The 25,277-nt window shown below is 62.1% G+C and carries 21 protein-coding genes; 13 read left to right on the forward strand and 8 right to left on the reverse strand.

Translation table 11 applies throughout. The features are described from left to right. Nucleotides 1–69: 69 nt before the first annotated feature. A complete protein-coding gene (locus tag PAN31108_RS15700) occupies nucleotides 70–1,323 on the reverse strand; it encodes a glucarate dehydratase family protein (protein ID WP_150669750.1) in 1,254 nt (417 codons plus the stop codon). A gap of 64 nt (nucleotides 1,324–1,387) precedes the next feature. Next, the gene (locus PAN31108_RS15705; protein WP_150669751.1) at nucleotides 1,388–2,380 is read right to left on the reverse strand and encodes a LacI family DNA-binding transcriptional regulator; all 993 of its coding nucleotides are present in this window, start codon (nucleotides 2,378–2,380) and stop codon (nucleotides 1,388–1,390) included. Between the two features lie 344 nt (nucleotides 2,381–2,724). On the opposite strand from PAN31108_RS15705, the gene PAN31108_RS15710 reads away from it, so the two are divergent. From PAN31108_RS15710 to PAN31108_RS15750, 9 genes are all read left to right on the forward strand, one after another. Then, the gene (locus PAN31108_RS15710) at nucleotides 2,725–3,483 is read left to right on the forward strand and encodes an SDR family NAD(P)-dependent oxidoreductase (protein ID WP_150669752.1); all 759 of its coding nucleotides are present in this window, start codon (nucleotides 2,725–2,727) and stop codon (nucleotides 3,481–3,483) included. A 66-nt stretch (nucleotides 3,484–3,549) separates the two neighbouring features. Further along, the gene (locus tag PAN31108_RS15715; RefSeq protein ID WP_150669753.1) at nucleotides 3,550–4,326 is read left to right on the forward strand and encodes an HpcH/HpaI aldolase family protein; all 777 of its coding nucleotides are present in this window, start codon (nucleotides 3,550–3,552) and stop codon (nucleotides 4,324–4,326) included. 13 nt (nucleotides 4,327–4,339) lie between these two features. Next, the gene (locus tag PAN31108_RS15720; protein WP_150669754.1) at nucleotides 4,340–5,500 is read left to right on the forward strand and encodes an alginate lyase family protein; all 1,161 of its coding nucleotides are present in this window, start codon (nucleotides 4,340–4,342) and stop codon (nucleotides 5,498–5,500) included. A 95-nt stretch (nucleotides 5,501–5,595) separates the two neighbouring features. Further along, nucleotides 5,596–6,864, forward strand: a complete 1,269-nt coding sequence (locus tag PAN31108_RS15725) for a porin (protein WP_150669755.1) — start codon at nucleotides 5,596–5,598, stop codon at nucleotides 6,862–6,864. Between the two features lie 279 nt (nucleotides 6,865–7,143). Beyond that, entirely contained in the window at nucleotides 7,144–9,528 is a 2,385-nt protein-coding gene (locus tag PAN31108_RS26620; RefSeq protein WP_217426316.1) for an autotransporter domain-containing protein, read from the forward strand. A 61-nt stretch (nucleotides 9,529–9,589) separates the two neighbouring features. Beyond that, nucleotides 9,590–10,861 carry an alginate lyase family protein gene (locus PAN31108_RS15735; RefSeq protein WP_150669757.1) on the forward strand — a complete coding sequence of 424 codons (1,272 nt, stop codon included), beginning with the start codon at nucleotides 9,590–9,592 and terminating at the stop codon, nucleotides 10,859–10,861. A gap of 6 nt (nucleotides 10,862–10,867) precedes the next feature. Then, a complete protein-coding gene (locus tag PAN31108_RS15740) occupies nucleotides 10,868–12,130 on the forward strand; it encodes an autotransporter strand-loop-strand O-heptosyltransferase (RefSeq protein WP_246183989.1) in 1,263 nt (420 codons plus the stop codon). Between the two features lie 16 nt (nucleotides 12,131–12,146). After that, a complete protein-coding gene (locus tag PAN31108_RS15745; RefSeq protein ID WP_150669759.1) occupies nucleotides 12,147–13,442 on the forward strand; it encodes an MFS transporter in 1,296 nt (431 codons plus the stop codon). A gap of 94 nt (nucleotides 13,443–13,536) precedes the next feature. Continuing rightward, the gene (locus PAN31108_RS15750; protein ID WP_150669760.1) at nucleotides 13,537–13,878 is read left to right on the forward strand and encodes a MerR family transcriptional regulator; all 342 of its coding nucleotides are present in this window, start codon (nucleotides 13,537–13,539) and stop codon (nucleotides 13,876–13,878) included. 242 nt (nucleotides 13,879–14,120) lie between these two features. Here PAN31108_RS15750 and PAN31108_RS15755 read toward each other — a convergent pair whose 3' ends face one another. The 5 genes from PAN31108_RS15755 to PAN31108_RS15775 form a co-directional block, all read right to left on the reverse strand. After that, on the reverse strand, nucleotides 14,121–15,425 hold the full coding sequence (locus PAN31108_RS15755; protein WP_150669761.1) for a ComEC/Rec2 family competence protein: 1,305 nt from the start codon (nucleotides 15,423–15,425) through the stop codon (nucleotides 14,121–14,123). Between the two features lie 274 nt (nucleotides 15,426–15,699). Then, nucleotides 15,700–16,806, reverse strand: coding sequence for an alginate lyase family protein (locus PAN31108_RS15760; RefSeq protein ID WP_150669762.1), 1,107 nt, complete (start codon nucleotides 16,804–16,806; stop codon nucleotides 15,700–15,702). 83 nt (nucleotides 16,807–16,889) lie between these two features. Further along, a complete protein-coding gene (locus tag PAN31108_RS15765) occupies nucleotides 16,890–17,306 on the reverse strand; it encodes an ACT domain-containing protein (RefSeq protein ID WP_150669866.1) in 417 nt (138 codons plus the stop codon). 110 nt (nucleotides 17,307–17,416) lie between these two features. Continuing rightward, on the reverse strand, nucleotides 17,417–18,493 hold the full coding sequence (locus PAN31108_RS15770) for a mannuronate-specific alginate lyase (RefSeq protein WP_246183990.1): 1,077 nt from the start codon (nucleotides 18,491–18,493) through the stop codon (nucleotides 17,417–17,419). 303 nt (nucleotides 18,494–18,796) lie between these two features. Then, the gene (locus tag PAN31108_RS15775) at nucleotides 18,797–19,789 is read right to left on the reverse strand and encodes a LacI family DNA-binding transcriptional regulator (RefSeq protein ID WP_150669763.1); all 993 of its coding nucleotides are present in this window, start codon (nucleotides 19,787–19,789) and stop codon (nucleotides 18,797–18,799) included. 463 nt (nucleotides 19,790–20,252) lie between these two features. On the opposite strand from PAN31108_RS15775, the gene PAN31108_RS15780 reads away from it, so the two are divergent. Continuing rightward, nucleotides 20,253–21,539, forward strand: coding sequence for a porin (locus tag PAN31108_RS15780; RefSeq protein ID WP_150669764.1), 1,287 nt, complete (start codon nucleotides 20,253–20,255; stop codon nucleotides 21,537–21,539). Nucleotides 21,540–21,572: 33 nt separating this feature from the next. On the opposite strand, the gene PAN31108_RS15785 is transcribed toward PAN31108_RS15780, so the two are convergent. Then, the gene (locus PAN31108_RS15785) at nucleotides 21,573–22,490 is read right to left on the reverse strand and encodes a LysR family transcriptional regulator (RefSeq protein WP_150669765.1); all 918 of its coding nucleotides are present in this window, start codon (nucleotides 22,488–22,490) and stop codon (nucleotides 21,573–21,575) included. Nucleotides 22,491–22,637: 147 nt separating this feature from the next. Here PAN31108_RS15785 and PAN31108_RS15790 point away from each other — a divergent pair, with 147 nt between their 5' ends. Genes PAN31108_RS15790 through PAN31108_RS15800 form a run of 3 tightly spaced genes read left to right on the forward strand, consistent with a single transcriptional unit; the run spans nucleotide 22,638 to nucleotide 25,275 of the window. Beyond that, a complete protein-coding gene (locus PAN31108_RS15790; protein WP_150669766.1) occupies nucleotides 22,638–23,684 on the forward strand; it encodes a threonine aldolase family protein in 1,047 nt (348 codons plus the stop codon). 51 nt (nucleotides 23,685–23,735) lie between these two features. Further along, on the forward strand, nucleotides 23,736–24,656 hold the full coding sequence (locus tag PAN31108_RS15795) for an amino acid ABC transporter substrate-binding protein (RefSeq protein WP_150669767.1): 921 nt from the start codon (nucleotides 23,736–23,738) through the stop codon (nucleotides 24,654–24,656). A 43-nt stretch (nucleotides 24,657–24,699) separates the two neighbouring features. Beyond that, a complete protein-coding gene (locus PAN31108_RS15800) occupies nucleotides 24,700–25,275 on the forward strand; it encodes a hydrolase (protein WP_150669768.1) in 576 nt (191 codons plus the stop codon). Nucleotides 25,276–25,277 lie beyond the last annotated feature (2 nt).

The following is a 25,277-nucleotide window of genomic DNA, read 5'->3' on the forward strand; positions in this document are numbered from 1 at the left end:
GCAAATCGAGATGACTGCCCTGATACGCCGGATCATCGCAATCGTCGGCGGCGATGTCGCCGGATGGCGTCAATACCGAGGTTTGACGCGTTGCCAATCGGGACGGAACTTGCGCATTTGTGCGGCGTCGTCGCGATGGCGAATGCCGCACTCCAGGTACTGGCGATGCAGTCGAGCCAAGGCGTCGTAGTCGAGTTCGACGCCCAGCCCGGGGGCATCACCGAGCGTGACGCACCCGTTGCGGATCGGCACTTTGCCGCCCTGAATGACCTCGTCCGTCTGCCACGGGTAATGCGTGTCGCAGGCATAGGTGAGGTTGGGCACCACCGCCGCAAGATGAGACATGGCCATCAGGCTGATGCCGAGGTGCGAGTTCGAATGCATCGACAACCCGAGTCCGTGCAGATCGCACATTTGGGCCAACGTCTGCGTGGCGCGCAATCCGCCCCAGTAGTGGTGGTCGGACAATACGATCTGCACCCCGTTGAGGCCCAGATTTCGCTTGAATTCATCGAAATCGGTCACGACCATGTTGGTGGCAAGCGGCAAACCCGTCGCGGCATGCAGCTTTGCCATGCCTTCGAGCCCCGGGGTAGGGTCTTCGTAATACTCGAGATCGTCCTTGAGCAACGCGGCCAGACGGGTGCTGGTCTCCAGCGACCAGTTGGCATTGGGGTCGATGCGAAGCGGATAGTTCGGGAAGGCCGCCTTGAGCGCCTTCAGGCAGGAGACTTCGTGCTCGGGCCTCAATGCGCCCGCCTTGAGCTTGATGCTGCCGAAGCCATAGGCCTCGATCATCATCCGGGCTTCGTTCACCAGCTGCGCTTCCGAAATCACCTCCCCCCAGGGATCGCTTGCATAGCTCGGATCGATGGTGTGCGGGAACTTGAAGAACAGATAAGCGGAAAAGGGGATCTCACGTCGCACAGCGCCGCCGAGCAGTTCATGAAGCGGTACGCCCGCGGTGCGCGCCTGCAAGTCGAGCATGGCCACTTCGAAGCCCGAGAAGACCTTTGCGTCGGGTTTGTCGGCATAGCCGGCGCCCGTTGACGCCGTGTTCTGGGCGGTTGCACCGCTGGCGGCAATTCGCCGGGAGAGTCCATTCAGGTCGAACATCGAGAGGCCGACGAGCGAGTCTTTGGCGCGCATCAGCCCGTCGAGCACGGGGGCGTCCCCGTAGGTTTCGCCCAGACCGATACATCCGTTCTCGCCTTCGATCTCGATGATCGAGCGCAAGGCAAAGGGCTCGTGTACGCCGCTGGCGTTCAACAGCGGCGGGTCCTGGATAGCGATGGGCGTGACGCGTACGGCGGCAATCTTCATTCTGTTGATTCCTGATGAGGCACACGTCGTCCGACGCCGGGTCGGCTCCGTGTGGTGAGTGGCACTAGGGCCTGCGTATCGTGGAGTCGCGAAGTACCAGTTGCGGCTCCAGCATCGAAAATTCGTTCGAGACGTTCCCTGACAGGGCGTCGAGCATCTTGAGCATGGCCAGCTCGCCCATGCGGTCGCTCTGCATGTCCACCGTTGTCAGCGCCGGCGACGTGTATTCCCCGAAGGGCACGTTATCCATGCCGGTGACGGAGACGTCCTGCGGCAGTTTGAAACCCAGCGCTTGTGCTTCCTTCATGAAGCCCATCGCGATGAGATCGTTGTAGCAAATGACCGCATCGGGGCGATTGGGGCCGAGCATGAGCGTCGAGCACGCTCGCTCCCCTGCGGACGCCGACGGCGCGAGCGCCTCGAAGACATCCAGGGACAGGGCGTGCGTCGCCAACGATTCGCGTGCGCCGCGAATGCGTTCGTCGTTCCAGCGCGATCCCGCAAAGCCCAGATAGGCGACGCGCTTGTGGCCCAGCCTCACCAGATGCTCGGCGAGCATGTATCCCGCCCGGTATCCGTCGGTGCCGACGCTTGGCATTTGCGTATGTTGCAGACGCCCGAAAAAAACCACGGGCTTGCCCAGCCCCAACATCCATTGGATGGATTCCTCCGGCATGCGCGAACTGACGATCATCCCGTCGACGCGCCGCGACAGGGCCTCCAGTATTTGCCGTTCCCGGTCCTGACTCTCGTCCGTGTCGACGAAAAGCAGCGTGTAGTCGTGCTTCAGTGCCACCCGATTGGCCCCCTTCACGATGTTCGTGAAGTGCGGGTTGCGAATGTCCAGAATCGCAACACCGATCGAGCGTGTCTGACCGGTGATCATGTACCGCGCCAGCGGATTGGCCTGATAGCCGAGGCGCTCGATGGCCTCGCGCAGTTTCGCCTCCACGGGCGGAGAAAAGCGCTGCGTGCCATTGATGTACTTGGAAACCGTTGCCGTCGACACGCCGGCGGCGGTGGCGACATCGCGAATTGTGACGGAGCTCTTTTTCATGTGTTTTGGAAAACGTTTTCCAATGATAGTTGTGTTTTCGAACTGCGTAAAGCGCGTTAGGAAAACGAAATACTCTCGTTTCCCTCGATGACGAAGCGGGCGCGCTCATCGCCGATCGGCGGGGTGGAAATCAAGCTGGATATGGATTTTCGGGCGGATTTCGCGAATGCGCCTCGGTTTTCCGGATGGCCTGGATCATGGTCTCAAGCGAGCTTTCTCAAGCATCTTATAGAAAACCCTTAGATTGAGGAAAACGTTTGACACGCGTTGCGCGGGGTCGATATAGTTTGGAAAACGTTTTCCAAAAATAGCGACCCGAACAGGGCGGTGAGAGCAGAGAGGCGATGAATACGAAATTCGACTTTGGGGGCGCGGTGGTCGTCGTGACCGGCGCGAGTGGGGCAATCGGCGGTGAGACCGCTCGTGCGTTCCACGAAGCAGGCGCTCACGTGATCGTCACAGGACGTAATGCACGGCGTCTGGAGGCGCTGGTGAGCGAGCTGGGCCCGACGCGCTGTCAGGCAGTGCCCGGCGATCTGGCCGACCCGGCGCACCGGGCGGAGATCACGGCAGTCGCCGCTGCCCATGGCGGCGCGACCATCCTCGTGAACAATGCGGGCGTGACCAAGAGTCGCAAGCCGACGGCGGAGACCACGCTCGCCGATTTCGATGACATCGTCGGCGTCAATTTGCGCGCCGTGTATGACCTGAGTCTCGCGATCGTGCGCGAATGGTTGGCGCAAGAGCGCCCGGGCGTCATCGTCAACGTGTCGTCGCCCGGTGCCCAGCGTGCGCACCGGAACAACGCGCTTTACGACATCAGCAAAGGCGGGATCGATGCTTTGACGCGTTGTCTGGCCGTCGACTTCGGAAGCCGTGGCGTGCGGGTCAATGCCGTGGCGCCGGCGCAAATTCCGCATTCCCATACGGAGTCGGTCGACCCGAGCGCAGCCTACGGGCTTCCCATGAGGCGTCATGCGACGCCGCGGGAAGCGGCGTTGCCTATCCTTTTCCTTAGCTCGGACTGCGCGTCGTTCATCACGGGGCAAGTGCTGCCGGTCGATGGCGGACTCATGGCGCAACTGCGTACGCCCATCGGCTGACGCGACCTTGGTTTCGCAACACTCATATAAATTACGCGCGGTTCACCGGGCGATGGAGGAGGCAGGATGCAACCCAATCGATTCAAGGCGGCTTTGCAGGCCGGCCGGCAGCAGATCGGTATCTGGAGCATGTTGGCGGACAGTAACGTAGTCGAAGTGCTGACCCAGTCCGACTTTGACTGGATTCTGATCGACACCGAGCATTCCCCGAACGAGTTGCCGATGGTGCAGGCGCAACTGCGCACCGCTGCCCAGAAGGGCGTGCCGGCGTTGGTTCGCGTGTCGTCCAACGATGCCGTCGTGCTCAAGCGCACATTGGATATCGGGGCGCAGACGGTGCTGGTGCCGATGATCGAAGACGCTGCGGCGGCCGCGCGGGCGGTGGCGGCGGTGCGTTATCCGCCCCACGGTATGCGCGGCGTTTCGCTCGCCACGCGTGCAAACCGTTACGGCACCGATATCGACTATCTGGCGCGCGCCAATGACGAGGTCTGCCTGCTGCTTCAGATCGAGACCGCAACGGCGCTGCGAAACCTGGACGCGATTGCGGCGGTCCCCGGTGTGGACGGCCTGTTCATCGGCCCGTCGGATCTGGCCGCATCCATGGGCTATCTCGGCAATTTCGCGCACGGCGCCGTGCAGGCCGCTATTCAGCATGCGCAGGACCGTTGTCACGCCGTCGGCATGCCGGTCGGCACGCTCATGACGGATCAGGCGCTCGCAGCAAGATATCTCCAGCTGGGTTTCGACTATGTAGCGGTGGCGACCGATATCGGCATTCTGCGCAGCGGCGCCGAGCAGCGTCTGGCGCAAGCGAAGGATTCGCTCTGCGAAGCGTCGTAATTCGGGAGGCGCAATGCGAGACACCCTGAATCCTCTCATCGACAGCGGGCTCAATGCCCGCCGTCGACGCCTTGTCGGGACCTGTGCGGCATGGGCGTTGACAGCGCCTTTCGGGGCGGTGCGTGCGGCCAGCCCGACGGAGCGTTCGTCGTCGGCCGACAGACCCCCGTTTGCCCTGACTTCGGATGTCGATGCACAGGCATTGCCAACCCGTGTGCCGGTCGAAATTGCGAAGGCCGTCGTCAGGTATGCGGGGCTCACGGTCTCGAGGGACACGCATGTCATGCCGGTGGTTCACACGGAAGGCACTTTGCCGCATCAGGCCAACCGCGACCAGAGCGTTCTCGCGCAGGGAGATTGGCGCGAGACGGCGTTGCAGGCGATGGCCTGGCGACTTTGCGCGCCCGGCGAGGGCGAGCCTCACCTCGCGCGTGCGACCGCGTATGTGACGCAATGGCTGGGCGCCTACCGTCCGTCATTCAATCCCATCGACGAGACCGAACTGGCGACATGGATCATCGGCTTCGATCTCATCCAGTCGCAATTGAGTTCGCAGACGATTGCCGCCATGCGCGCCTTTGGTGGCGAACTTGCGGACGGATACAGCCAAATACCTCACAAAGTGGGCGATCCGTCCACGGGGTTGAACAATTGGCACAGCCATCGCGTGAAGCTTGCGGTGGCGGGGGCGTTCGTGTCGGGAGATGCGTCGCGCATTGCGACCGCGCGCGAGCGCTTCTTTTCCCATGCGCAACAGAACATTCACGACGACGGCAGCACATACGATTTTCACCAGCGCGACGCGATGCACTACGTCGTCTACACGCTGGAGCCGATGCTCACGGCCGCCACGATGGCGGCGGCGCACGGCGAAGATTGGTATGGCGCTTCTCGCCTGAAAGGCCGGTTGGCCCACGCCCTCGCGTGGTTGTTGCCTTACGCCACGGGCGAGAAGGTGCACGAAGAGTTCGTTCACAGTTCCGTGCCGTTCGACGCGCGACGGGCTGCGGCGGGCGTGCCGGGTTACGCGGGAATGTGGAACCCTGCTGCCTCGGCAACGGTGTACACGATCGCGGCTCAACTCGATGACCGATTCCGGCCTGTGGCTGAGAAGCGGGCGGCACCTGCATTGGTACGCGCGATCTACTCGCGCAGCTTTGCTCGTTTGACTTGATGGCAAGAGACGTTCTGAACGTGCAGCACTGAAAACGATGGCGACCCGAAGAGGCCGCCACGCCACGCCAAGACGCGTGGGAATAAGGAGACAACATGGGATGGAGCATTTGGGCGATGGCCGGCCTGGCCGGCGCAGGGGTATTGTTTTCAGCAATGGCGAACGCACAGGAGAGCGGGGCTGCACCATCGTTTGCAGACGCCGAGATGTCGGATTTCAATCCGATGATCGGGTCCGTGCCCGGTGATGGATTCCGGGTGCCCGGCGGTGCGCTTCAGATTTATGGGTTGCTGAACCCGGGGATCTCGTACATCTCGGCCAGCGGTGCGCGCAAGGGGCCGAACGAACCGGCGTCGGCGGTCTTTGCGAGCAACGGCTCGTACTGGGGGCTGCGCGGGGGCGAGGATCTCGGCGCAGGCTGGCAAGTGATGTTTCAACTGGAGAACACGATCAACGTCGGGACGGGGACCAATACGAACAGCAGTGGGCAGTTCGCGGGGCGCAGCACCTTTATCGGGGTTCAGAGCGACGCGCTGGGTGTCCTGAAGTTCGGATATCTCACGTCGCCGTTGTACAACACCGTCGGGATCTACAAGTTCATCGGCGATCAGTTGCCGATCGCCAGCCCGACGACGTTGATGACGACCATCAATGGCACGTCGCTCCAGTTCAACAATCGCGTTGCCAATGCCGTTGCGTATTCGACATCGAAGGATTCGTCCGGCCTCGTCGGCCACTTTCTCTACTCGAACAGTCAGAGCGGCGACGTCAATCAGGGCAATCGGGACAACGTCTATTCGTTGTCGGCCAGCTATGGAGATGGGCCGATCTACTTGCAGTATGTCTACGAGGCGCGCAGTAACCAAGGGCGTCTGGCATCGGGCGAGAGCAACGACTGGTCGAATCGTGTGGTGGGGCGCTACGCCTTTAGCGATACCTTGAAGCTGGCCTTCGGCCTCGACTATTCGGGCTCGGACGGCACCTACGGGAAGAAGGCTGCCGCCGGGCGCGGCCGGGTGGCGCGTCAGGCGGCGACGGTCAGTCTGGCCAAAGCCGTCGGACGCCACGAGTTCATCGGCACCTACGCGTTCGCGCGCGGCATTCAGTGCTCGGGGGCGGCGATGACGGCGCAGGCGAATTGCGCGCCGGGGGTGTCCGGGAGCACCGGGGCTCAGCAGTTGTCGTTCGTCTACGAATACATCTTCAGCAAGCGAACGCTCGTGTCGGCGTTCGTGAGTCGAATCTGGAACCGTAGCAACGGGCTGTACGACTTCGATGCGGTGCCGGTGGTGCAGAGCGCGAGCGCACGCTCGGCAGGCGTCAATCCGACCGGCTACGGTTTCGCCATCATGCACATTTTTTGAAGGCAGGGTTGGGCTGGGTGAGAGAGGGGCGTCGCGCGTGAGTGCGGCGCTGGCGGAGACAGCCGTGCGGCAAAGTACCGAGCGGCCAGAAAACAAAGATCCATGCAAAAAATCAACATGGTTTGCCCATCTGGGGGCACAGGCGGCGCATTGGTGCTCAATGCGCTTTCGACGTGCGTGGCGCTGGCGCTTCCGGCTCTCGGAACCCCCGCGTTCGCGCAATGTAACAACCAGGTGCTAACGCGAAACGCGGGCTGCGCCGCCGACGTGTCCTCGGGCATGGTAGTCAACAACACCACGGTGAATGCGAATGGCGTGCAAACGGTACGGGCCGGGGGCGTGACGAACGCATCCATCATCAACTCGCGTGGTACCCAGAATGTCCTCTCCGGCGGTGTCGACAATTTGTCGGTGATCAATCGGGGCGGCGTTCAATCCGTCGCGTCCGGCGGCACCGCAAACAATACGACGATCAACAGCGGTGGCACGCAGAACGTTGCCGGCATTGCGGCGTGGACGAACATCAACCTGGGCGGCAGGCAAATTGTGTCGTCCGGCGGCATGACCAACAACGTCACCGTCAACTCGGGCGGCACCCAGACGATTCTCTCCGGCGCATCGGACAACCTGGCGGTGATCATGGGTGGTGCGACACAACAGGTCGCGGGTGTCGCCACGAACGCGACCCTGAACGGGGGGCGGCAGGTGGTGACCTCCGGGGGCACGGCGATCGGCACGCTCATCAACTCGGGAGGCGTCCAGTCGGTTTCCTCCGGGGGCAGCGCTGTGGGCGCGCTCGTCAACTCCGGAGGGACACAGACGGTATCCGGCGGTGGCGTTGCCACCAACGCCGTGGTCAACGGCGGGGGCGTGCAGGTCGTGGCCGGCGGGCAGGCTGTCGGCACTGTCGTCAATTCGGGCGGGAGTGCGTCGGTGACGAGCGGCGGCACCGCCACCGGGACGGTCGTCAATCCGTTCGGGCGCCAGAGCGTCGCCAACGGTGTCGCCATCGGCACGATCCTGGTCGGGAGCACGTCGTCGGGGGGAGCGCAGGCTGTTTCGTCGGGCGGCACCGCCATCGGCACTGTGATCGGACAAAAGGCGCGTCAGACCATTTCCCAGGGCGGCATGGCCGTTGCCGCACAAGTGATGTCCGGCGGCACGCAAACCGTATCGAGCGGCGGTGTGGCCAGCGGCGCTGTGGTGAACAACGGCGGATCGCAGCAAATCCTGGGCGGCGGCGTCGCCACCGGCACCGTGGTGAACAGCGGGGGCACCGCCACCTTGTTTGTCGGCGGCACGACATCGTCCGGAAGCCAGAGCGCACCGGTCTTCACGTCGGGGAGCGTGTCGGGCGTTCTTCAGATCGCCAACAACTCGTCGAGCGCCGTTACCGGTAACGCCAACGCCATCGCCAACGCGCTGGTGCTCAACGGCGGCACCGTCATGTTCACGCCGATGGACGCGGCAGGCTACAAGACGTTGACCATCAACGGACTGAGCGGCTCGGGCGTCTTCAACATGAACAGCAACATTGCGGCGGGGCAGTCGGACAAGCTCGTGATCAACGGCGCGACGGGGAACTACCTTCTGGCGTTGCAAGACAGCAGCAAGACGCCGGTGCCCGACGGCACGCGCGTGCTGCTCGTCGATGCATCGGCCAATGCCCCGGCAAACGCCGCCAAGTTCTCGTTACCGAACGATGCGGTGGACGTCGGCGCCAAAAAGTTCGCGCTTCAGAGCGACGGCGGGCAGATATTCCTGTTCGACACGGGCCGGTTGGGGGACGCCGCCTCGGTGGCGCAAGCGTTGCCGTCCATCGCCAACCTGCTGTGGAACGAGCAGGTCGATCAGACCTATGCGCACATGGCCGAGCTGCAAGGGGGTGTCAGTCAGCCTGGCGTCTGGGTCCGTGCGTTCGGTGAGCGGTTCACCACCGAGTCGGCAGGGGTGACGTCCACGGCGCAGGCGGGCGGCGTCCAGTTCGGGCGGGAAATGAGGGTCGGTGGCGGATTCGTGGGTATTTTCGGCGCTGTCGCCCAGGTCAAGACCAACGTCGGCACGAACGGCACCGCCAATAGCTATCCCTGGAGTGCGGGTCTTTACGGCGGACTGCCGGTGACTGGCCCATGGTACGCGCAAGGGACGTTGCGTTTTCTCAGCGCGTCGCACGACTTCTCGACGACCGGCGGCGCCAACACCGGGTCGTACCACAACGGCGGTTTTCTGGCGTCGGTCGGTGGCGGACGCCGTTTCTCGCTGCCCGGCGACTGGACGATCGAGCCGCGCCTCACGCTCACCTACCTGCATGCGAATTCGCTCAGCTACGCCTATGACGCGGGAATGCCCGTGCAACTCGGCGGGCAGGACATGACGCTCACAAGCGCCAGCATCACGGTGAGCAAGCCGCTGCTGCTGTGGGGAACGACGCTACGCCCCTATGTGAGCATCGGCGGCGTGAAAGCATTCGCAAACCGCCAGACGGTCACCGTGGCCGGCACGGATATCTCCGCCACCACCCCGGATTTCCTGATGTCGATCGCCGCCGGCACATTCTTGATTTTGGAGCGCGGGGTGCGGATATCGGCCGACATCTCTTACGCAAGAGGGCCCGCCTATTCGAAGCCGCTTGCGGTCAATGTCGGTCTTTCATATCAACGTTAGTCAGGGGGCGGCCAATCTCGGCCGCATGGTAAGCAGCAAGTGAGGCAAGTGAAGGGAAATCATGACGATTCGATTTGCAGGTTGGGCGAGTGCGGCATTCTGTGCGCTGCAATTGTCGATGGCGGCGCCGGTGCGGGCGCAGTCGCTACCCCAGGTTTATACGCTGGACCCCCAGGCGCTCGCCGCCGCGAAACAGGCGGTCGAGCATAAGGCGCCCACGGTAGTGCCGGCGTACCGCAAGCTGATGGCCGATGCGGACAAGGCGCTGTCTGTGGGACCGATGTCGGTGGTCGACAAGGGCCTCACGCCACCGAGCGGCGACAAGCACGATTACCTGAGCATGGGACCGTACTGGTGGCCGGATCCGAGCAAGCCCGACGGCAAACCTTACATTCGTCGAGACGGCCGCATCAATCCGTCGGCCAAGAATAACGACACCGATTCCCGTCGTATCGAAACGTTCTCCGATACGGTCGGTACGCTGGGTTTCGCCTATTACTTCTCCGGCGACAAGCGATATGCCGATCACGCAGCGTTGCTGCTGCGCACGTGGTTCCTCGCCCCCGCCACGCGAATGAATCCCAACCTGAATTACGCGCAAGCCGTCTTGGGCGTGAACAATGGTCGAGGCACCGGGATCATCGATACCCGACACTTCTGGGAGGTTATCGACACGATCGGACTGATTTCGCCGTCCGGCGCGTTGTCGGCCGACGAGCAGAGCGGCCTCAAGCGCTGGTTCGCCGAGTACACGAAGTGGATGATGACCAGCGCCAACGGGCACGACGAGGCAGACGCCACCAACAATCACGGCACATATTTCGACGAGCAGGTGGCCAATCAGGCCCGTTATGTCGGCGACGACGATCTGGCCCGCCAGATCGCGAACGAGGCGATGAAAAAGCGCATTGAAGTGCAGATTGCCGCGGATGGCCGTCAGCCGATGGAACTCGAACGCACCCGAGCCTTCCATTACAGCGTTTTCAACCTTCAGGCATTCATGCGGCTGGCGCACCATGCATCGGCAGTCGGTGTCGATCTGTGGCGATATCCGAACGCCGGCAGCCCGGCGCTCGGTCGGGCGGTGGGATATCTTTCGCCTTTCGTTCTGGCCCCCGCTTCGTGGCCGTACAAGGACATTCAGGGCATCGCCTACGCGGACTATTTGCCGGTCTACCTTCAGGCTCGCCTGATTTACGGCCCTTCATCGCAGGACGCCGACATCATCAACACGCTTCTCGAGAAGTTGCCGCGTGCGCGTGAGTGGTTGTACTGGCCTGTCGGAACCGCAGGCGCCGACGGCGCCGCGCCGGCCGCACGTGTTGCCGAGTAAATGTCCATGTCCGGCATGACTGATGCGGCGGCGCTCGCCGCGCCGCTCGACGCAAAGCAGGCGAGTTCAGGCGCCGGCGTCATGCCGTTCGTCGACCCGCCCGGTCCGCTGCTCGAAGGCCCTCCGGGCATTCGCTACGATTTCAACTACGGCGCACGCGTCAAGGTCGAGGGAGAGGGCTGGCGCGTGCGTCTGCTCGATCGCGACGCCGATGTCGTGTTGTTCGACGAGGCTGTCGATAACGCCACGGTCACGAGCACGCGGAAGTATTACGTGAACTTTCGCATCGAAATCGATCGGCACGGCGAGCGGGTCTTCGAACACGACTTCGACGCTCGCGGCAAGCGTGTGTATGCTCGCCTGCCGGTGGGAACGCTGGGCGACATCATCGCTTGGTTTCCCTATGTCGATGCGTTCCGGCAGCAGCACGGCTGCGAGATCGCGGTGTCGATGGGCGAACCGATATGGACGCTGTTTCGCGACGCCTATCCGGAACTGCACTACGTGCGCCCCGAGGACGAAGCGGCGCAACATGCGCAGTGTTATGCGAGCTATTACCTCGGGATCTTCTTTCCGTGCGATGACAGGACGCATCAGCCCACCGATTTTCGCGTCAGCGGGCTGCAACGCACGATTGCCTACTTGCTGGGGTTGCCCCCGGTGGAGCGTCGGCCCCGAATCGTCGTGGCCGATACAACGCGAAGGATTGCCGAGCCTTATGTGTGCATCGCCTCGCAGTCCTCGTCACAGTGCAAGTACTGGAACCATCCGACCGGGTGGATTGAAACGGTATCGTTCCTGAAAGAGGCGGGGTATCGCGTTTTGTGTATCGACCGGGAGATGGTCAACGGCCACGGCATCCATTGGAATCAGATTCCCTATGGGGCGGAGGATTTTACGGGCGATCTCCCGCTCCAGGAGCGAGCCGGCTTGTTGATGCATGCCGAGTTTTTCGTGGGGTTGTCGAGCGGACTCTCGTGGCTGGCATGGGCATTGCATGTCCCGGTCGTGATGATCAGTGGCTTCACGCATCCGCAAAACGAGTTCGAGACGCCATTTCGTGTGATCAACTTTCATGCCTGCAACAGTTGCTGGAACGACACGCATGTGGAGTTCGACCACAAGGACTTCCTGTGGTGTCCCCGGCATGCCGGCACGCCACGTCAATTTGAGTGTTCCCGACTGATCACCCCGCGACATGTGCAGCAGGTGATCCGTCGGTTGATGCAAGACCGTGCAAACGGTCGCCTGGCGCCCAAAGCGTCGTAGAGAGTGAATCAATATCATGGCAATTCGAGTCAAAGGGCTTCGCTGGTGGATCATGGGGCTGCTCACGATCGGCACCATCACCAACTACCTGGCACGTAGCTCGCTCGGCATCGCAGCGCCGACGGTGCTGTCGCAACTGGGCATCAGCACGCACGAATATGGATGGATTACGGGCGCGTTTCTCGTCATGTATCCCATCGGTGCACCGCTCACCGGCTACTTGATGGATCGCGTCGGCTTGCGTGTCGGCTTCCTGATCTGCGGCATCGCATGGTCGCTCATTTGCATGCTGCACGGGTTCGTGACCGGTTGGGTCGGCCTGTTCCTGCTCAGAGGCATGCTCGGACTCGCGGAAGCCGCGTTTATCCCGGCCGGAATGCGTGCTGTCGCGTATTGGTTTCCCTCGCACGAGCGAGGCATTGCCACAGGCGTCTTCAACCTGGGCACGTCGTTCGGCGCCATCCTCGCGCCGCCGCTCATTGGGTGGTCGATCCTGCATTACGACTGGCGAATCGCCTTCCTGATCGCCGGCGCATTGGGGTTGGGGTGGGCGGCGCTGTGGTGTGCCTTCTACCGACATCCGACCGAACACAAGGCGTTGTCTTCCGACGAGGCCGCCTACATCTGTAGCAGCCCCGAAGTGGGCCGGGGGAGCCATGCCGGCAACAAACCCTCGTTTCGCCAGATTCTGGCAACGCGCAATTTCTGGGGTATCGCGTTGCCGCGATTCTTCGCCGACCCCGTGTGGGGGACGCTGGTCTATTGGGTGCCGCTTTATCTCTATCAGGCGCGCGGTTTCGACCTGAAAACCATCGCCCTCACGGCCTGGCTGCCGTTTGTCGCCGCCGATTTCGGCAGTCTGTCCGGCGGCGCGCTGTCGATGTTCCTGCACAAGCGCTTCGGCACGCCTGTCATCGACGGCAAGCGGGCGGCCTTCACGATCGGCGCGCTGATGATGATCGGCATGGCCGGCGTCGGGTTGGTGCGCGATCCGGTCGTGGCGGTGCTGCTGCTTTGTCTGGGCGGCTTCGCCCATCAGATGCTGTCGGTGACGGTGATTTCCATGTCCGCAGACCTGTTTCCCCGTCAGGAAGTCGCGACCGTGACGGGGTCGGTGGGGCTTGTCGCCGGGATTGGAAATCTGGCGTTCACGCTCGCTATCGGATGGCTGGTGAATCGTGTCGGGTTCACGCCTTTTTTCGTCGTGCTCGGGTTCCTGGATCTGATCGGAGCGGCGATTCTGTGGACCGTGGTGCGCCCTCCGTGTACGAAGCCCGCCAACGTGGTGCCGGACGCCGTGGGCACGCCCTGAGCGCAGAGCGCGTCGCCGTTGCTATTGAGATTCCCGGGCTCGCAAGCCCGAGAATCGTCGTCGTTTGAGGTCCTTTGATTTGGCAGGAAGCGTCATGAACATTGGGCAGGCCGCGAAAGCATCCGGAGTGTCGACGAAGATGATTCGCTATTACGAGGCGTGTGGACTGCTGCGCGCGCCTAAGCGCACCCAGTCGAATTACCGCGTGTACAGCGACGATGACGTTGCCGTGCTTTGCTTTATTCGAAGCGCTCGATTGCTTGATTTTTCGACCAAGCAGATTACATCGTTGATCTCGCTGTGGGAAAGCCAGGACCGGGCCAGCAGCGAAGTGAGAGGTCTGGTCGTCGCGCACATTGGCGAGCTGGACAAGCGCATCGAAGATCTCGCAAAAGCCAGGGATATGCTGGCGCACCTCGTTGGCGTGGGCGACTGAAAACACATGGCCTGCGTCGCGTCACCCTTAGTTGTCGTCGGGCGCGATCGCGATCTTGCCCGACGCGGTTGAGTATCCGGAGCCGCGCTAATGGAGTCGTTACCGCCGGTCGGGCAGATATCGGGTGTCGACAGTCAAGCCGGTGATCCTGACGACTGGAGACGACACACGAGCCGGGTGCAAGGCCTTGACGATGCGATCCGCAAGCTCGAGAGGCTTGCGGATGCATGGCCTGCGCGACGCTATACCGATGGCAGTAGCGTGGCCAGTCGAATATCCCGGCACGACGGGTAGACGATGCTCTGATAGCCGGCTTCGGCGTGTGCTGCGAGGCTGCGCATCGAGGCGGCGATGCTTCCCTTGTGGCAGCCGGTGGAGAAGAACGCCTGAGGCGTGCCGCACGCGCTGGACGGCGGCACCGCAAAGGCGCTTGCGCCACTCCCATGGTCGGGGACGATGACGGCGTCGAAGGTCAGCCCGGAAAAGAACGTGCCCAGATCGCAATCGTTCTGAAGTCGCCCGTACGAGTAGTCCCCGGACACCAGCGCCACTTGATGCCGAACGCGGCAAAGCGTCACCAGGCACTCGCCGTTTTTGTCGCCTTTGCACTGCGGGTTGCTTCTCAGGGCGACAAGCCAGTCTTCGGCATCGCCGGCCTGACTCAGGCGAAACCGCACGGTGCCGGATACCGCATGCACGTTGGGCGTGAAGTTTCGGCTCTTGAACGGCAGATAGTCGACGCCCTCCGGGACAAAGATGTCCGAGATCCGCGAGACGAGGTCCGGGTCCCAGTCAAGTAGGCGCCAATGGTCGGAGTCCATGTGCGAGAGCACCAGCGAGACATGTGAAAGGCCCTGCAATTTTGGCGTCAGATCGTTTGCGATGGTGCCCCGGTGATAGTCCGGGCGTTTGATCGGTGTGCCGACCCCTGCATCGATCAGGATGCCGGTCGACCGATCGTGGAGCAGGGCGCACATGCCCTGGCCCACATGGAAGGCGCACAATTGCGAAGCGCCATGCGCGGGAATGCGGATGTCGTAGTTCGGCATCGACGCCGTTGCGTATTCCAGGGAGCGGCCGAGAATGATCTTTGCGGCCTTGAGCTCGATGAACTGTGGGGTGTCCGTCGTGAACGTCTGGTAGTAGTACCCATCGGACCGTGTGGATTGCGTCGCATACTCGAACTCGATGCGCAGCCATGCCTGACGCGGGAAGTCGATCTCTGCGCGCATGGCGTTGTCCGCCGTGTTCTGCCGGGCCGAGGAGGTCGCAGTTGCCGCTTCGAAGGCGTTGTGCCATTGCCGAGCGCACGGGGTCACGGTCGTCAGTACCCGTTTGAGCGCCGAGGCTTCGACGTCCACCGTGAAAACGCGACATTGGGTCTGGATTTGCTCGAAGTCGCGTGCATGGAAGGTTCGCGTGTCCACGCCGAACATCCGGATGCAGGGCTTGAGCGGCGGATAATCGCGGAATGCGGTCAGCGTATCGATCTTGCAGATCAGCGTCTTGCGAAGGACCTTGGCGCTTTGCCGGGGCCACAACATCATGTCTTGCCATCCTACTGTGCGGCGTCAACCGGCGGTGCGGTCGGACCTTCAAGGCAATCGGCGCTGCGCCCGGCAGCGCCGATGCACCGACAAATGCGGGCGCAAAGTCTGGGTGGACTTACGGGAGTCCGTTCCACCGCGACCAGCGCGAATCGGCAGGGGGGCAACGCCGTGGCGGCGTGCCGGATTCGGTTACGTGGCGGGGTGACGGCCGGGAAACGAGTTCGCCACCCCGGAGACCGCCACCCCGCCACGACTCAAGCAAGCGGTGGTGTCACCGAGCGGCCGCTTGAGCGCCGGCAGGACTGCTACCCGGCGCGATGCCGCGTTGCGCCATCATCGTCAGATTGCCGCCCATCCAGGTATCGATGTACGGGCCGCCGTTGTGCATGGCATCGAATGCTGCCGGATTCGTCGAGTGCTGCCGATAGAACTCCACCCATCCGCTGAACGTCGTCGGGGTCTTGTCCGTTTGCGGCGTTCCGGCGGCTGCGTCGAACCAACTGGAGTCGCGGTATCCGCTTGCGATGAGTTGCGTCAGACTCTCGAGCGAGCCCACATGATACGAGTACCAGTCGTAGCCCCACTCGTGCGCCATCTCAGCCATGAGCACCAGCGGCGCGGCGGCGAACGACGTGTAGTGCAGCGCCAGCCGGCCGCGCCTCAACTCGAACGGCAGCGAGCCATTCGACTGAATGTCGTCGATCCCCTCGCGGTAGATCGCTTGCGCCGCTGCCAGCAGATTGGCGTCGTTCGTCGCCAATGCCGTCGCCATCACGCCAACCCCAGTCCAATAAAAGTGGTTGTTGCGTTCGTTGTTCGGGTCTTGCCAGTACTGAAGCGTGTCGGCCGACAGCGTCTTGAGCCATCCCTCGATACGCTGGCGCTGGTCGGCGGTCGCGAGAGGGCGGGTCTTGAGATAGGCGATGGCGGCCGTGCCGTGTGTCCACTGCCGCATGAAGTCCGCCTGATGGTTGTTGATGTGCACCATCTTGCCGAGCATGGCGCCGTTCGATGCCCAATTGTCCAGCCACGACAGAATGCTATTGGCGTCCGCAGTATCTGCGGGATTGTTCAGATAGTGGTCAGACATTCTTGCCAGACAGTCCGTAAAAGTCGTGAGCGGCGCAATGTCTTCCTTGTTCTCTTCATACAGCACCGGGTCGATGATCGACTGCTGCGGATCGGTGTAGTACCCCACCGCCGTCACGTCCGGGTTGGCCGGCGGTATTGCCGCGCAGGTGGTGTCGTCGGCGAATGCGGGAGCGCTGGCGGTCGTCGCCGCAAGCGTGATACACGCGATGGTCATGGTCGTTTTTCCACGACTGGCGAGCGATTGGATCAGTTTGTCGATCTTCGGAGAAAGTGGCGAGTTGTTCATGTTGGTTTTTTCGATGCAACGAGAAGTCAGAGGTTGAGTCAGACGTTGAAAGGTGAAATTCGTCAAAGGAAGCGATCTCTCGATCAGGCCTCGCTGCCGCGCACGGCTTGTGACTGGATGGCTTGCAGCACGCGCATCGCTTGCGGGCCCTGATCCACGGGAACGAAAATATGATCGTGGTAGACACCCGCGATAACGTTGCAACTGACGCCTGCCGCCGCTAGGGCGTGCGCAAACGTCGCCGTCAGACCGACGGCCTCGAGGTCGGAATTCACCGTCAGCGTGATCCAGGCGCACAGGAAGACGATCTCCAGAGACGCGTTGCGGGCACTGGCCGCATCAATCACGAGCGTCGTGCCTTCGCGCTCCCGAAAGGTCGCCAACGGCGTGAGGTGCGCGAAATCAAAGGCGTGCGGCACCACAACGTAGGCATACTCGCCGTCGTTGAGTTCGGGTTCGAGAGATTTGAGAATGTCGTTCAGGTCGGAAACAGGCGTCATGTCGGTCAATCCCATCGATAGAGTGAGTTGGCAAGCGTTGACCGCCCCATGTCGTACCGGGGTCGGCGCCCCAGCCTGAGCCAGGGTATCGGGGCACCGGAGCGGGTATCTCAGCGCGCGGGGACGATGCCGTCCTTTGCCATGAGCGTCAGATTGCCCCCCATTCGCGGATCGATAAACGGCCCGGCCCGATGCATCGCTTCGAATAGTGCCGGATGCGGGGAGCGCAGTCGATAGAACTCCACCCATCCGCTCGATCCGTGCGGTTCGGCTTTCTCCTGTTTCGCACCGGCTTGCTCGTTGAACCAGGACGGATTCTCGTAGCCGGCGGCTACGCGGGCCGCCAGGCGCTCGATGGCCCAATCCCGGTACGAGTACCAGTCGCTACCGTCAAGACGAGCGAGTTCCGCCATCAGGACCAGCGGCGCCGTCGCATAGTCGTGGTAATGCAGCGCCCGTCGCTTGCGCGCCATCTCCATCGGCAGGCTGCCGTCCGGCTGAATATCGTCGATGCCCTTGCGATAGATGCTGCGTGCCGTGTCGAGCAGCGTCCGGTCGTGCGTGGCGACGGCGGTCGCCATGATGCCGACGCCCGTCCAGTAATAGTGGTTGTTTCGCTTATGCCTGGGATCGTCCCAGTACGCGAGATTCGCCGCCGACAACTTCTTCAGCCAGGATTCGATGGCATGGCGCTGACTCTCGCTGGCGAACGATTTGGTCTTCAGGTAAGCCAGCGCGGCGGCGCCATGCGTCCACTGGCGCATGTAGTCGGACTGATCGTTGTTCACGTGAACCATCTGGCCGAGCATGGCATCGCTGCGCGCCCAGTCGTCGAGCCACGACAATGCACAGTCGGCCGATGCTCTGTTGTGGTCGCGGATGAGCGCATCCGTCATGTCCGCCAGCTTCGTGGCAAAAGTATCGAGCGGTTTGACGGCCGCTTCGTTCTGCGCCTTTAGTTGGGGATCGATCTTGGAGTGTGCGGCATCCGTGTAATAGCCGTTGGCCCGAATGTCCGGCGTGCCCGGCGGCGGTGCGGGACAGTCGAGCGTGCTGGCGAATGATGTGGCGCTTAGCGCCATTGCGCAGGAGAACACTGCGAGCGCGGCGGCGCGCGGCGTGCGTGGCGCCGACTGACGGGGCGGGCGCTGAAGACGCGAAAGCAATGGGGTGATACGGGTCAGCATGAAATGGGCTCCGGCAAATGCCTGGACGAAATACGAAGGACCATGCGCCATGGACGCAAGGTCGGGCATACGGTGTCAGGTGAGGCGATGAAATCACTAGGGTGGGGCAGCAACCTTGTTTCGGGCCCGCTTTTGCAGGTCTCATCGGGCAACTGCGATTCCAACGTCGGACTCTCCTTCAGTAAGGCACATCGCAGCGGGCGTTTCCCCGTGAAAAGCCCGGTTGCGCTGAGCCATGAACATCTATGCAACACGTGATCGGGATGCAATCGGCCAGGATCGACGAAGATTCCGGCGTGTCACTCAATTTCTTCGCATCGTCGACGCTCGCAAAACCAGTTCCGGTTGAAGCATCGCAAACCCTTTGTCGGTGTGCCCGGCCAGACAGTCGAGCATCTTGAACATCGCGACTTCCCCCATGCGCTCGCTTTGCATGTCGACCGTTGTGAGCGCCGGATGCACATACTCGCCAAAGGGGATGTTATCCATGCCCACGACGGAAATATCCTTGGGAAGCTGGAATCCCAGCGCCTGCGCTTCCTTCATGAATCCGATGGCGATGAGGTCGTTGTAGCAAATGACGGCATCGGGGCGTTCGGCCACGAGCATGATGCGCGAGCAGGCGCGCTCGCCGCCATGCGCCGACGGCTGCTCCACGTCGAACACGGACAGCGATTTGCCATGGGAGGCGAGACAATCGTGAATGCCCCGGATGCGCTCGGCGTTCCAGCGCGCCCCCGGAAAACCGAGGAAAGCGATGCGCTTGTGCGCGAGCCCGACCAAATGCTGGGCGATGAGGTATGCGGCGCGATAGCCTTCTGCGCCGACGCTCGGCACGCTCGTGTCGGGTAATTTGCCGAAACAGACCGACGGTTTTGGTGATTGCCGCATCCATTCCAGTGCGTCATCCGGCATTCGAGAACTGACGATCAGGCCATCGACACGACGCGAGAGCATTTCGAGCAACTGTCGCTCGTTCTTCTGGCTCTCGCCGGTGGCGACGAACAGCAGCGAGTAATCGTGCTGAAGCGCGACCCGATTCGCGCCTTTGACGATGCCGGTGAAGTGGGGGTTGTGAATGTCGAGGATCGCCACGCCGATCGTCCTCGTTTTACCCGTCGCCACCGAGCGCGCGACCACATTCGGTCGGTAGCCCAGTCGATCGATGGTCTCCCGCAACCGGTTTTCCACTTCCGAGCTGAAGCGCTGCGTGCCGTTGACGAACTTCGACACAGTGCCAGGCGAAACATTGGCTTCGACAGCGACATCGCGAATGGTGGAAGGGTACTTTTTCATTACCAAAGGAAAACGTTTTCCAAAATCCTAGGTAATCGCGATGGAAAAGTAAACCCCCAGATGGGATTGTGTTGCACAGAGACGATCACCAAATCTTTCAGAACTCTGCCATTCGCCTTCGCGTTTTGGCGAACGTCATTCGGTATTTTTTGGCATTTCTCCGTTGAAATTCCTCATTTTTGTGCACCGCTGAGTGTCAATCCGGTTCTCGCTACGTTGGCGTGGCATGTCGGTGTCATGACGCTGAAGAAATCATTTGACAAGGTGTTTTGCGATCGCCTAAATTGCCGGAAAACGTTTTCCTATCGGGCGATCGTCATGCAACTTTCGACGGGATCGACCCAAACGATAAAAAGAGACCGTTTCCCCACCGGCGCGCGCCGAACGAGGCGTCGCGTTTGCGTTCCAGGGGAAATGCCGGCAGTTGGGGGCGCCTATCCAGTGGCGCCAGGAGGAGGGGCAGTTGAAACATCGCTTATTGTTGATTCTGATCGTTGCGGGTGTGGGCCTGACGCAGCGAGTGGCTTCGGCCGAACCGCTTGCGCCGTCGGCACAGGAAGCATCGGCCGGGGCTACGTTTGCTCAGGCGGAAACCGCTGACTTCAATCCGCTGCTGGGCGTCATTCCCGGCGACGGATTCAATGTGCGGGGTGACGTGCTCCAGCTTTACGGACTGTTCAACCCCGCCATCTCCTACTTGAGCGCGTCGGGTACCCCTCGGGGCGGCAACGCGCCGTCGCTGACCAGTTTCGCCAGCACGGGATCGTATTGGGGGTTGCGCGGGGCGGAGGACCTCGGTCGGGGCTGGCAGGTGCTGTTTCAACTGGAGAACACGTTCAACGTGGGCACTGGCACCAACACGAGCAGCAGTGGCGCATTCTCCGGGCGCGATACCTTTGTCGGCTTTCAGTCGGACGACTTCGGCGTGATCAAGCTCGGTTATCTGAGCACGCCACTGGGCAACACGTCGAGTATCTTCAAATTTATCGGCGACCAATTGCCCGTCGCAACGCCGACCACGTTGATGACGACGCTCAACGGCACGTCGCTGGACTTCTCGAGCCGGGTCGCAAATGCGGTGCTGTACGCCACCTCCAAGGGATCGGATGGCCTCGTCGGACATTTCCTGTACTCGAGAACACAAGCCGACGATGGAGGGCTTGGGGTCCGTACGGGGGTTTATTCTCTCGCCGGCAGTTACGGCGACGGCCCGTTGTATGTCGAGTTCGCCCACGAGTCGCGAGCGAATCAGGACAAACTGGCACAGGGGCAAAGCACTGACTGGGACAATCGCGTGGTGATGCGCTACGCCTTCACCAGCACGTTCAAGCTCGCGTTGGGGATCGACTATGCCGGATCGGAGGGGACCTACGGGAAAAAGGCCGCTTCGTCGCCTGGGCGAATCACCCGCTCCGCCGCTACCGCGAGCCTCGCAAAAGCGTTTGGCAATCAGGAAGTCATCGCCACCTACGCGTATGCCCATGCCCTGCAATGCTCGGGCGGGGCGGTGGCGGGCGCCGCCAACTGTAATCCGGGCGTTGTTGGCGGCACCGGCGCGCAGCAGGTTTCTCTGGTCTACGAGGTTTTCCTGAGCAAGCGAACGGCGCTCTCGTCATACATCAGTCGGATCTGGAACCATCGCGCCGGGCTGTACGACTTCGACGCCGTGCCGTTGGTCCAGAGCGTGAGCGCGCGTGCGCCCGGCGCGGACCCGATCGGCATCGGCGTCGGCATGACGCACATCTTCTAGTGTGTCGGCGCGCCGGAGCCGGCGAGTGTCACGTCAGGTAGCGCCGAGTTCGGCCGCAAGATAATCGATCAGCGCTCTCACCCGGATGGGGAGATGGCGGTTGGAGGGGAACAGCAACCAGACCGGGCCGGCATAGGCTTCGGGAACGAACGCCCAATCGGCCAGCACTTTCTGGAGTCGACCCTGATGCTCGGGGCCGTCCGAGATAAATTCCGGGAGTGCGGCGATGCCGATGCCTTGCAGGGCGGCGTCGAGTCGCGCCGCGGCGTGATTCGACGCGTAGCGTCCCCGCACCGGCAGCGTGATGCGCTCCTCGCCCCGTTGGAACGTCCATTGCTCGTGAGCCGTATGCCCCGGGTTGAAAAGACATTCGTGCGACGCCAGGCTTTCCGGGCGCAGGGGCATGCCTCGCGTTTTCAGATACGAAGGGGTCGCGAAGATGTGCCATTTGACGTCGTCGACACGCTTGGCCGATAAGGACTCCGGCGGCGTGTGCGTTACCTGAATCATCACGTCGACGTCGTCCCGAAAGGGATCCAGGCTGTCGTCCGTGTACAGCACGCGAATATCGACCTCGGGATAGCGTGACAAAAACTTCGGCAAGCGCGGATGAATTCTTGCGTATGCGTAAGCCCGTGGCGCGCTCAGGCTGACCAGACCTTTGGGGGTGGCGGACGCCTCGCTTGCCGAGTCGACGGCCCCGATCGCGGCTTCGAGCATGGTGCGGCTATACGTCACGACCGAGCGCCCCACTTCGGTCAGCCGGACTTCTCTTGTCGATCGTTCCAGCAATCGTGCCGCCAACGCCGCTTCGAGCCGCTTGATCTGGCGACTGACGGTCGACGGTGTGGTGTTCAGTTGACGCGCCGCTTCGGAGAAATTGCCCGCATCGACCACACACACAAATGTTGCGAGATCCGCAAGCAGAGGTAACAGACGTGTCGAATCCATGAAACCAGTCTCAAGAGGCCAATCTTTGCGCTGACCGCACAGGTCCTGTGCGGCCGAACCCCGTTATCGGTACGCGAAAAATAAATCAATACTTTGTACAAGCCGTGGCCGCATCCGCAAACACGGCAATTTCGTCAGATAACGCTCATGGACATTGTAGACCTCAGAAGTGACATCCTCGCCCGCCCGACCGAAGCCATGATCAGCGCGATGGCCGAAGCGGCTCGATTGCCGCGCCAATTGGGACACCGCGAAGGCCGTCAGATCGTGGCTTTCGAAAAGTTGGCCGCAGAGGTGCTCGGCAAGGAAGATGCGCTGTTTTTCCCCACGTGCACCATGGCGAATCAGGTCGCGCTCATGATCAATTGCCGCGCGGGCTCGACCGTCGTCGCCGACGCGAATGCGCATTTGCGTATCCAGGAGTCGACGTCCACCATCGGTGTCGCCGGGGTCATCATGCATCATCCCCCGACGTACCTGGGACACTGGGTTCCGGAAGACCTGGATGCGGCGCTCGCGTCGTGTCAGGCCGATCTCGTCTGGTTCGAAAACACGCATAACCGTGCCGGCGGAACGGTCATGCCGCCCGACGTGCTGCGAGCCACCGTGGACGTGTGCCGACGTCACGGCGTCGCAACGCATCTCGACGGCGCCCGGCTGTGGAATGCCGTGGTCGCGTCGAAGTGCCGCGTTACCGATTTGACCGATGCCGTCGATTCGGTTGCCGTGAGCATGAACAAGTGCCTTGGCACCCCGGTCGGCGCGGTACTGGCCGGAACGCGCGATTTCATCAAGGCGGCCGAGCATTTTCGCATCATGCTCGGGGGCGGATGGCGGCCGCTCGGTATGTTGGCTGCGGCCGGACAGGTCGCGCTCGAAAATCTTCCGTTCGATGACATTCAGGCGGATCACGATGCAGCAACGGCGCTGGCATCGGCCCTGGCGTCGTTCCCCAACATCGACATCAACCTGCGAAACGTTCACACGAACATTGTGATGGCGCGCATCGGCGACTCTCCGGCGCTGGCGCGCGCGATGGTCAACGCGATGGCCGAGCAGGGTGTGCGTGCGATGACGGCTGCGCCGGATACGATTCGCTTCGTGACCTATGGCGGTATCCGGTCCGACGCGATTGCGCGCACCGTCGACGCGTTCGAGCGCGCTTATGACAAGGTGATGCCACCTACCCTCTGATCGTCCGAGCCGCTGTTCACCCGAGCCATACCGCATTTCACGAGGTCCCCAATGAAACACACGTCTGCTGTCAATTCATATCGGCGCCACGGGCTTGCGATCGCCCTGTGCGGCGCGCTCGCTGCTGTCGGCCTGCCTGCGATGGCGTCGGATCAGGACAGCCCGACGCTCGACAAGATTCGGGCGAACGGCATTATCACCGTGGGTTATCGCGAGTCGTCGGTGCCGTTTTCCTACCTTGGCGCAAGCGGCAAGCCCGTCGGCTTTTCGCTCGCGCTATGCGAGCGTGTCATCGACCGCCTCAAGACGGAACTGCGAATGCCCGCGTTACGCACGACGTTCATGCCCGTCACCCCGGCGAATCGAACGGCACTGATTCAGAACGGCACGGTCGATCTCGAGTGCGGCAATACGTCAGTCACCGAGGAGCGGGCGCGTCAGGTCGGATTCTCCCTGCCCGTGTTCTTCAGTCAACTGACCTGGCTCATGCAACCTGACATTACCGATGTCGATCAGTTGAAGGGGAAAGTTGTCGTCGTCACGGCGGGGGCGTTGTCGCTGAGCGTGGTAACGCGCGTGAGTAACGAGCGCGGTCTCGATCTGAAAATCGTCCAGCCGAAGGACCATGCGGAGTCATTTCTGATGCTTCAGTCAGGGCGGGCGGCGGCGTGGCTGGACGATGACATCGTGGAGGCGGGACACACGGCGACGGCCAATCCGCGTAAAGCGTTTCGCCAACAGAAGGTGCCCAATGGCGCTTATCCGTACGCCTTCATGCTTCGCAAGGGGGATGAGCGCTTCAAGTCGTTCGTCGATGGTGTGATTGCCGACGACATGGCGTCCGGCGCCTTCGCGCAGTTGTACAGAACGTGGTTCGAGCAACCGATTGAACCCAAGGGCGTGAACCTCGCCCTTCCCATGAGCGATACGCTGAAAGCCCGGGTCAGTATGGTTCAGGCCAGAAAGCCGTAACGGGAGGGTATCGCGAATTGTTTTCCATTTCTCGGAGAATGCCATGTCGTTAAAACTCGACGCCCGTCAAACGGCCCTGATCGTGATCGATCCGCAGAACTGGACATTGGGCATGCCGCTTGCGCCCTGGACCGCGCAGGACGTCGTCGGCAACGTCGTCTCGCTGGCACGCGCGATCGGGCCTGTCGGTCATGTGATATTGACGCGCGCCGCATTTTCGGACGGTTATGCCGACGCGCTCAGGACACCTGTCGATCTGCCGCTGAGCTTGCCCGACGGCGGCATCCCGGAGGCGGCGCTGGCGTTCAACGCCGATGTTGCGGCCGTGGGATGCGACGTGACGATCACCAAGCGCCAGTGGAGTGCGTTCTACGGAACTGAGCTCGATCTGCAACTTCGTCGCCGGGGGATTACGACGATCGTGCTTGCCGGCGTCATGACCAATTTCGGCGTCGAATCGACCGCCCGCGACGCCTGGCAGCACAACTACGCCGTTGTGGTCGCCGAAGACGCATGTTCGAGTCTCGGGCCGGATCTGCACGCCTTCAGCATGACGCGGGTGATGCCGCGTATTTCACGGGTTCGCACGACGGCGGAAATCGTCGCGGCGTTGCAATAACG

Source organism: Pandoraea anhela, assembly GCF_902459655.1.
Lineage (GTDB): Bacteria > Pseudomonadota > Gammaproteobacteria > Burkholderiales > Burkholderiaceae > Pandoraea > Pandoraea anhela.

Bases quoted from the DNA above. Each gene is read 5' to 3' on its own strand.
- PAN31108_RS15790 (WP_150669766.1), top strand. From the start codon at position 22,638: ATGGACATTGTAGACCTCAGAAGTGACATCCTCGCCCGCCCGACCGAA.
- PAN31108_RS15725 (WP_150669755.1), top strand. From the start codon at position 5,596: ATGGGATGGAGCATTTGGGCGATGGCCGGCCTGGCCGGCGCAGGGGTA.
- PAN31108_RS15775 (WP_150669763.1), bottom strand. From the start codon at position 19,789: ATGAAAAAGTACCCTTCCACCATTCGCGATGTCGCTGTCGAAGCCAAT.
- PAN31108_RS15760 (WP_150669762.1), bottom strand. From the start codon at position 16,806: ATGAACAACTCGCCACTTTCTCCGAAGATCGACAAACTGATCCAATCG.
- PAN31108_RS15700 (WP_150669750.1), bottom strand. From the start codon at position 1,323: ATGAAGATTGCCGCCGTACGCGTCACGCCCATCGCTATCCAGGACCCG.
- PAN31108_RS26620 (WP_217426316.1), top strand. From the start codon at position 7,144: ATGGTAGTCAACAACACCACGGTGAATGCGAATGGCGTGCAAACGGTA.
- PAN31108_RS15735 (WP_150669757.1), top strand. From the start codon at position 9,590: ATGACGATTCGATTTGCAGGTTGGGCGAGTGCGGCATTCTGTGCGCTG.
- PAN31108_RS15800 (WP_150669768.1), top strand. From the start codon at position 24,700: ATGTCGTTAAAACTCGACGCCCGTCAAACGGCCCTGATCGTGATCGAT.
- PAN31108_RS15740 (WP_246183989.1), top strand. From the start codon at position 10,868: ATGTCCGGCATGACTGATGCGGCGGCGCTCGCCGCGCCGCTCGACGCA.
- PAN31108_RS15720 (WP_150669754.1), top strand. From the start codon at position 4,340: ATGCGAGACACCCTGAATCCTCTCATCGACAGCGGGCTCAATGCCCGC.
- PAN31108_RS15710 (WP_150669752.1), top strand. From the start codon at position 2,725: ATGAATACGAAATTCGACTTTGGGGGCGCGGTGGTCGTCGTGACCGGC.
- PAN31108_RS15770 (WP_246183990.1), bottom strand. From the start codon at position 18,493: ATGCTGACCCGTATCACCCCATTGCTTTCGCGTCTTCAGCGCCCGCCC.
- PAN31108_RS15715 (WP_150669753.1), top strand. From the start codon at position 3,550: ATGCAACCCAATCGATTCAAGGCGGCTTTGCAGGCCGGCCGGCAGCAG.
- PAN31108_RS15785 (WP_150669765.1), bottom strand. From the start codon at position 22,490: ATGGATTCGACACGTCTGTTACCTCTGCTTGCGGATCTCGCAACATTT.
- PAN31108_RS15795 (WP_150669767.1), top strand. From the start codon at position 23,736: ATGAAACACACGTCTGCTGTCAATTCATATCGGCGCCACGGGCTTGCG.
- PAN31108_RS15705 (WP_150669751.1), bottom strand. From the start codon at position 2,380: ATGAAAAAGAGCTCCGTCACAATTCGCGATGTCGCCACCGCCGCCGGC.
- PAN31108_RS15745 (WP_150669759.1), top strand. From the start codon at position 12,147: ATGGCAATTCGAGTCAAAGGGCTTCGCTGGTGGATCATGGGGCTGCTC.
- PAN31108_RS15750 (WP_150669760.1), top strand. From the start codon at position 13,537: ATGAACATTGGGCAGGCCGCGAAAGCATCCGGAGTGTCGACGAAGATG.
- PAN31108_RS15755 (WP_150669761.1), bottom strand. From the start codon at position 15,425: ATGATGTTGTGGCCCCGGCAAAGCGCCAAGGTCCTTCGCAAGACGCTG.
- PAN31108_RS15765 (WP_150669866.1), bottom strand. From the start codon at position 17,306: ATGACGCCTGTTTCCGACCTGAACGACATTCTCAAATCTCTCGAACCC.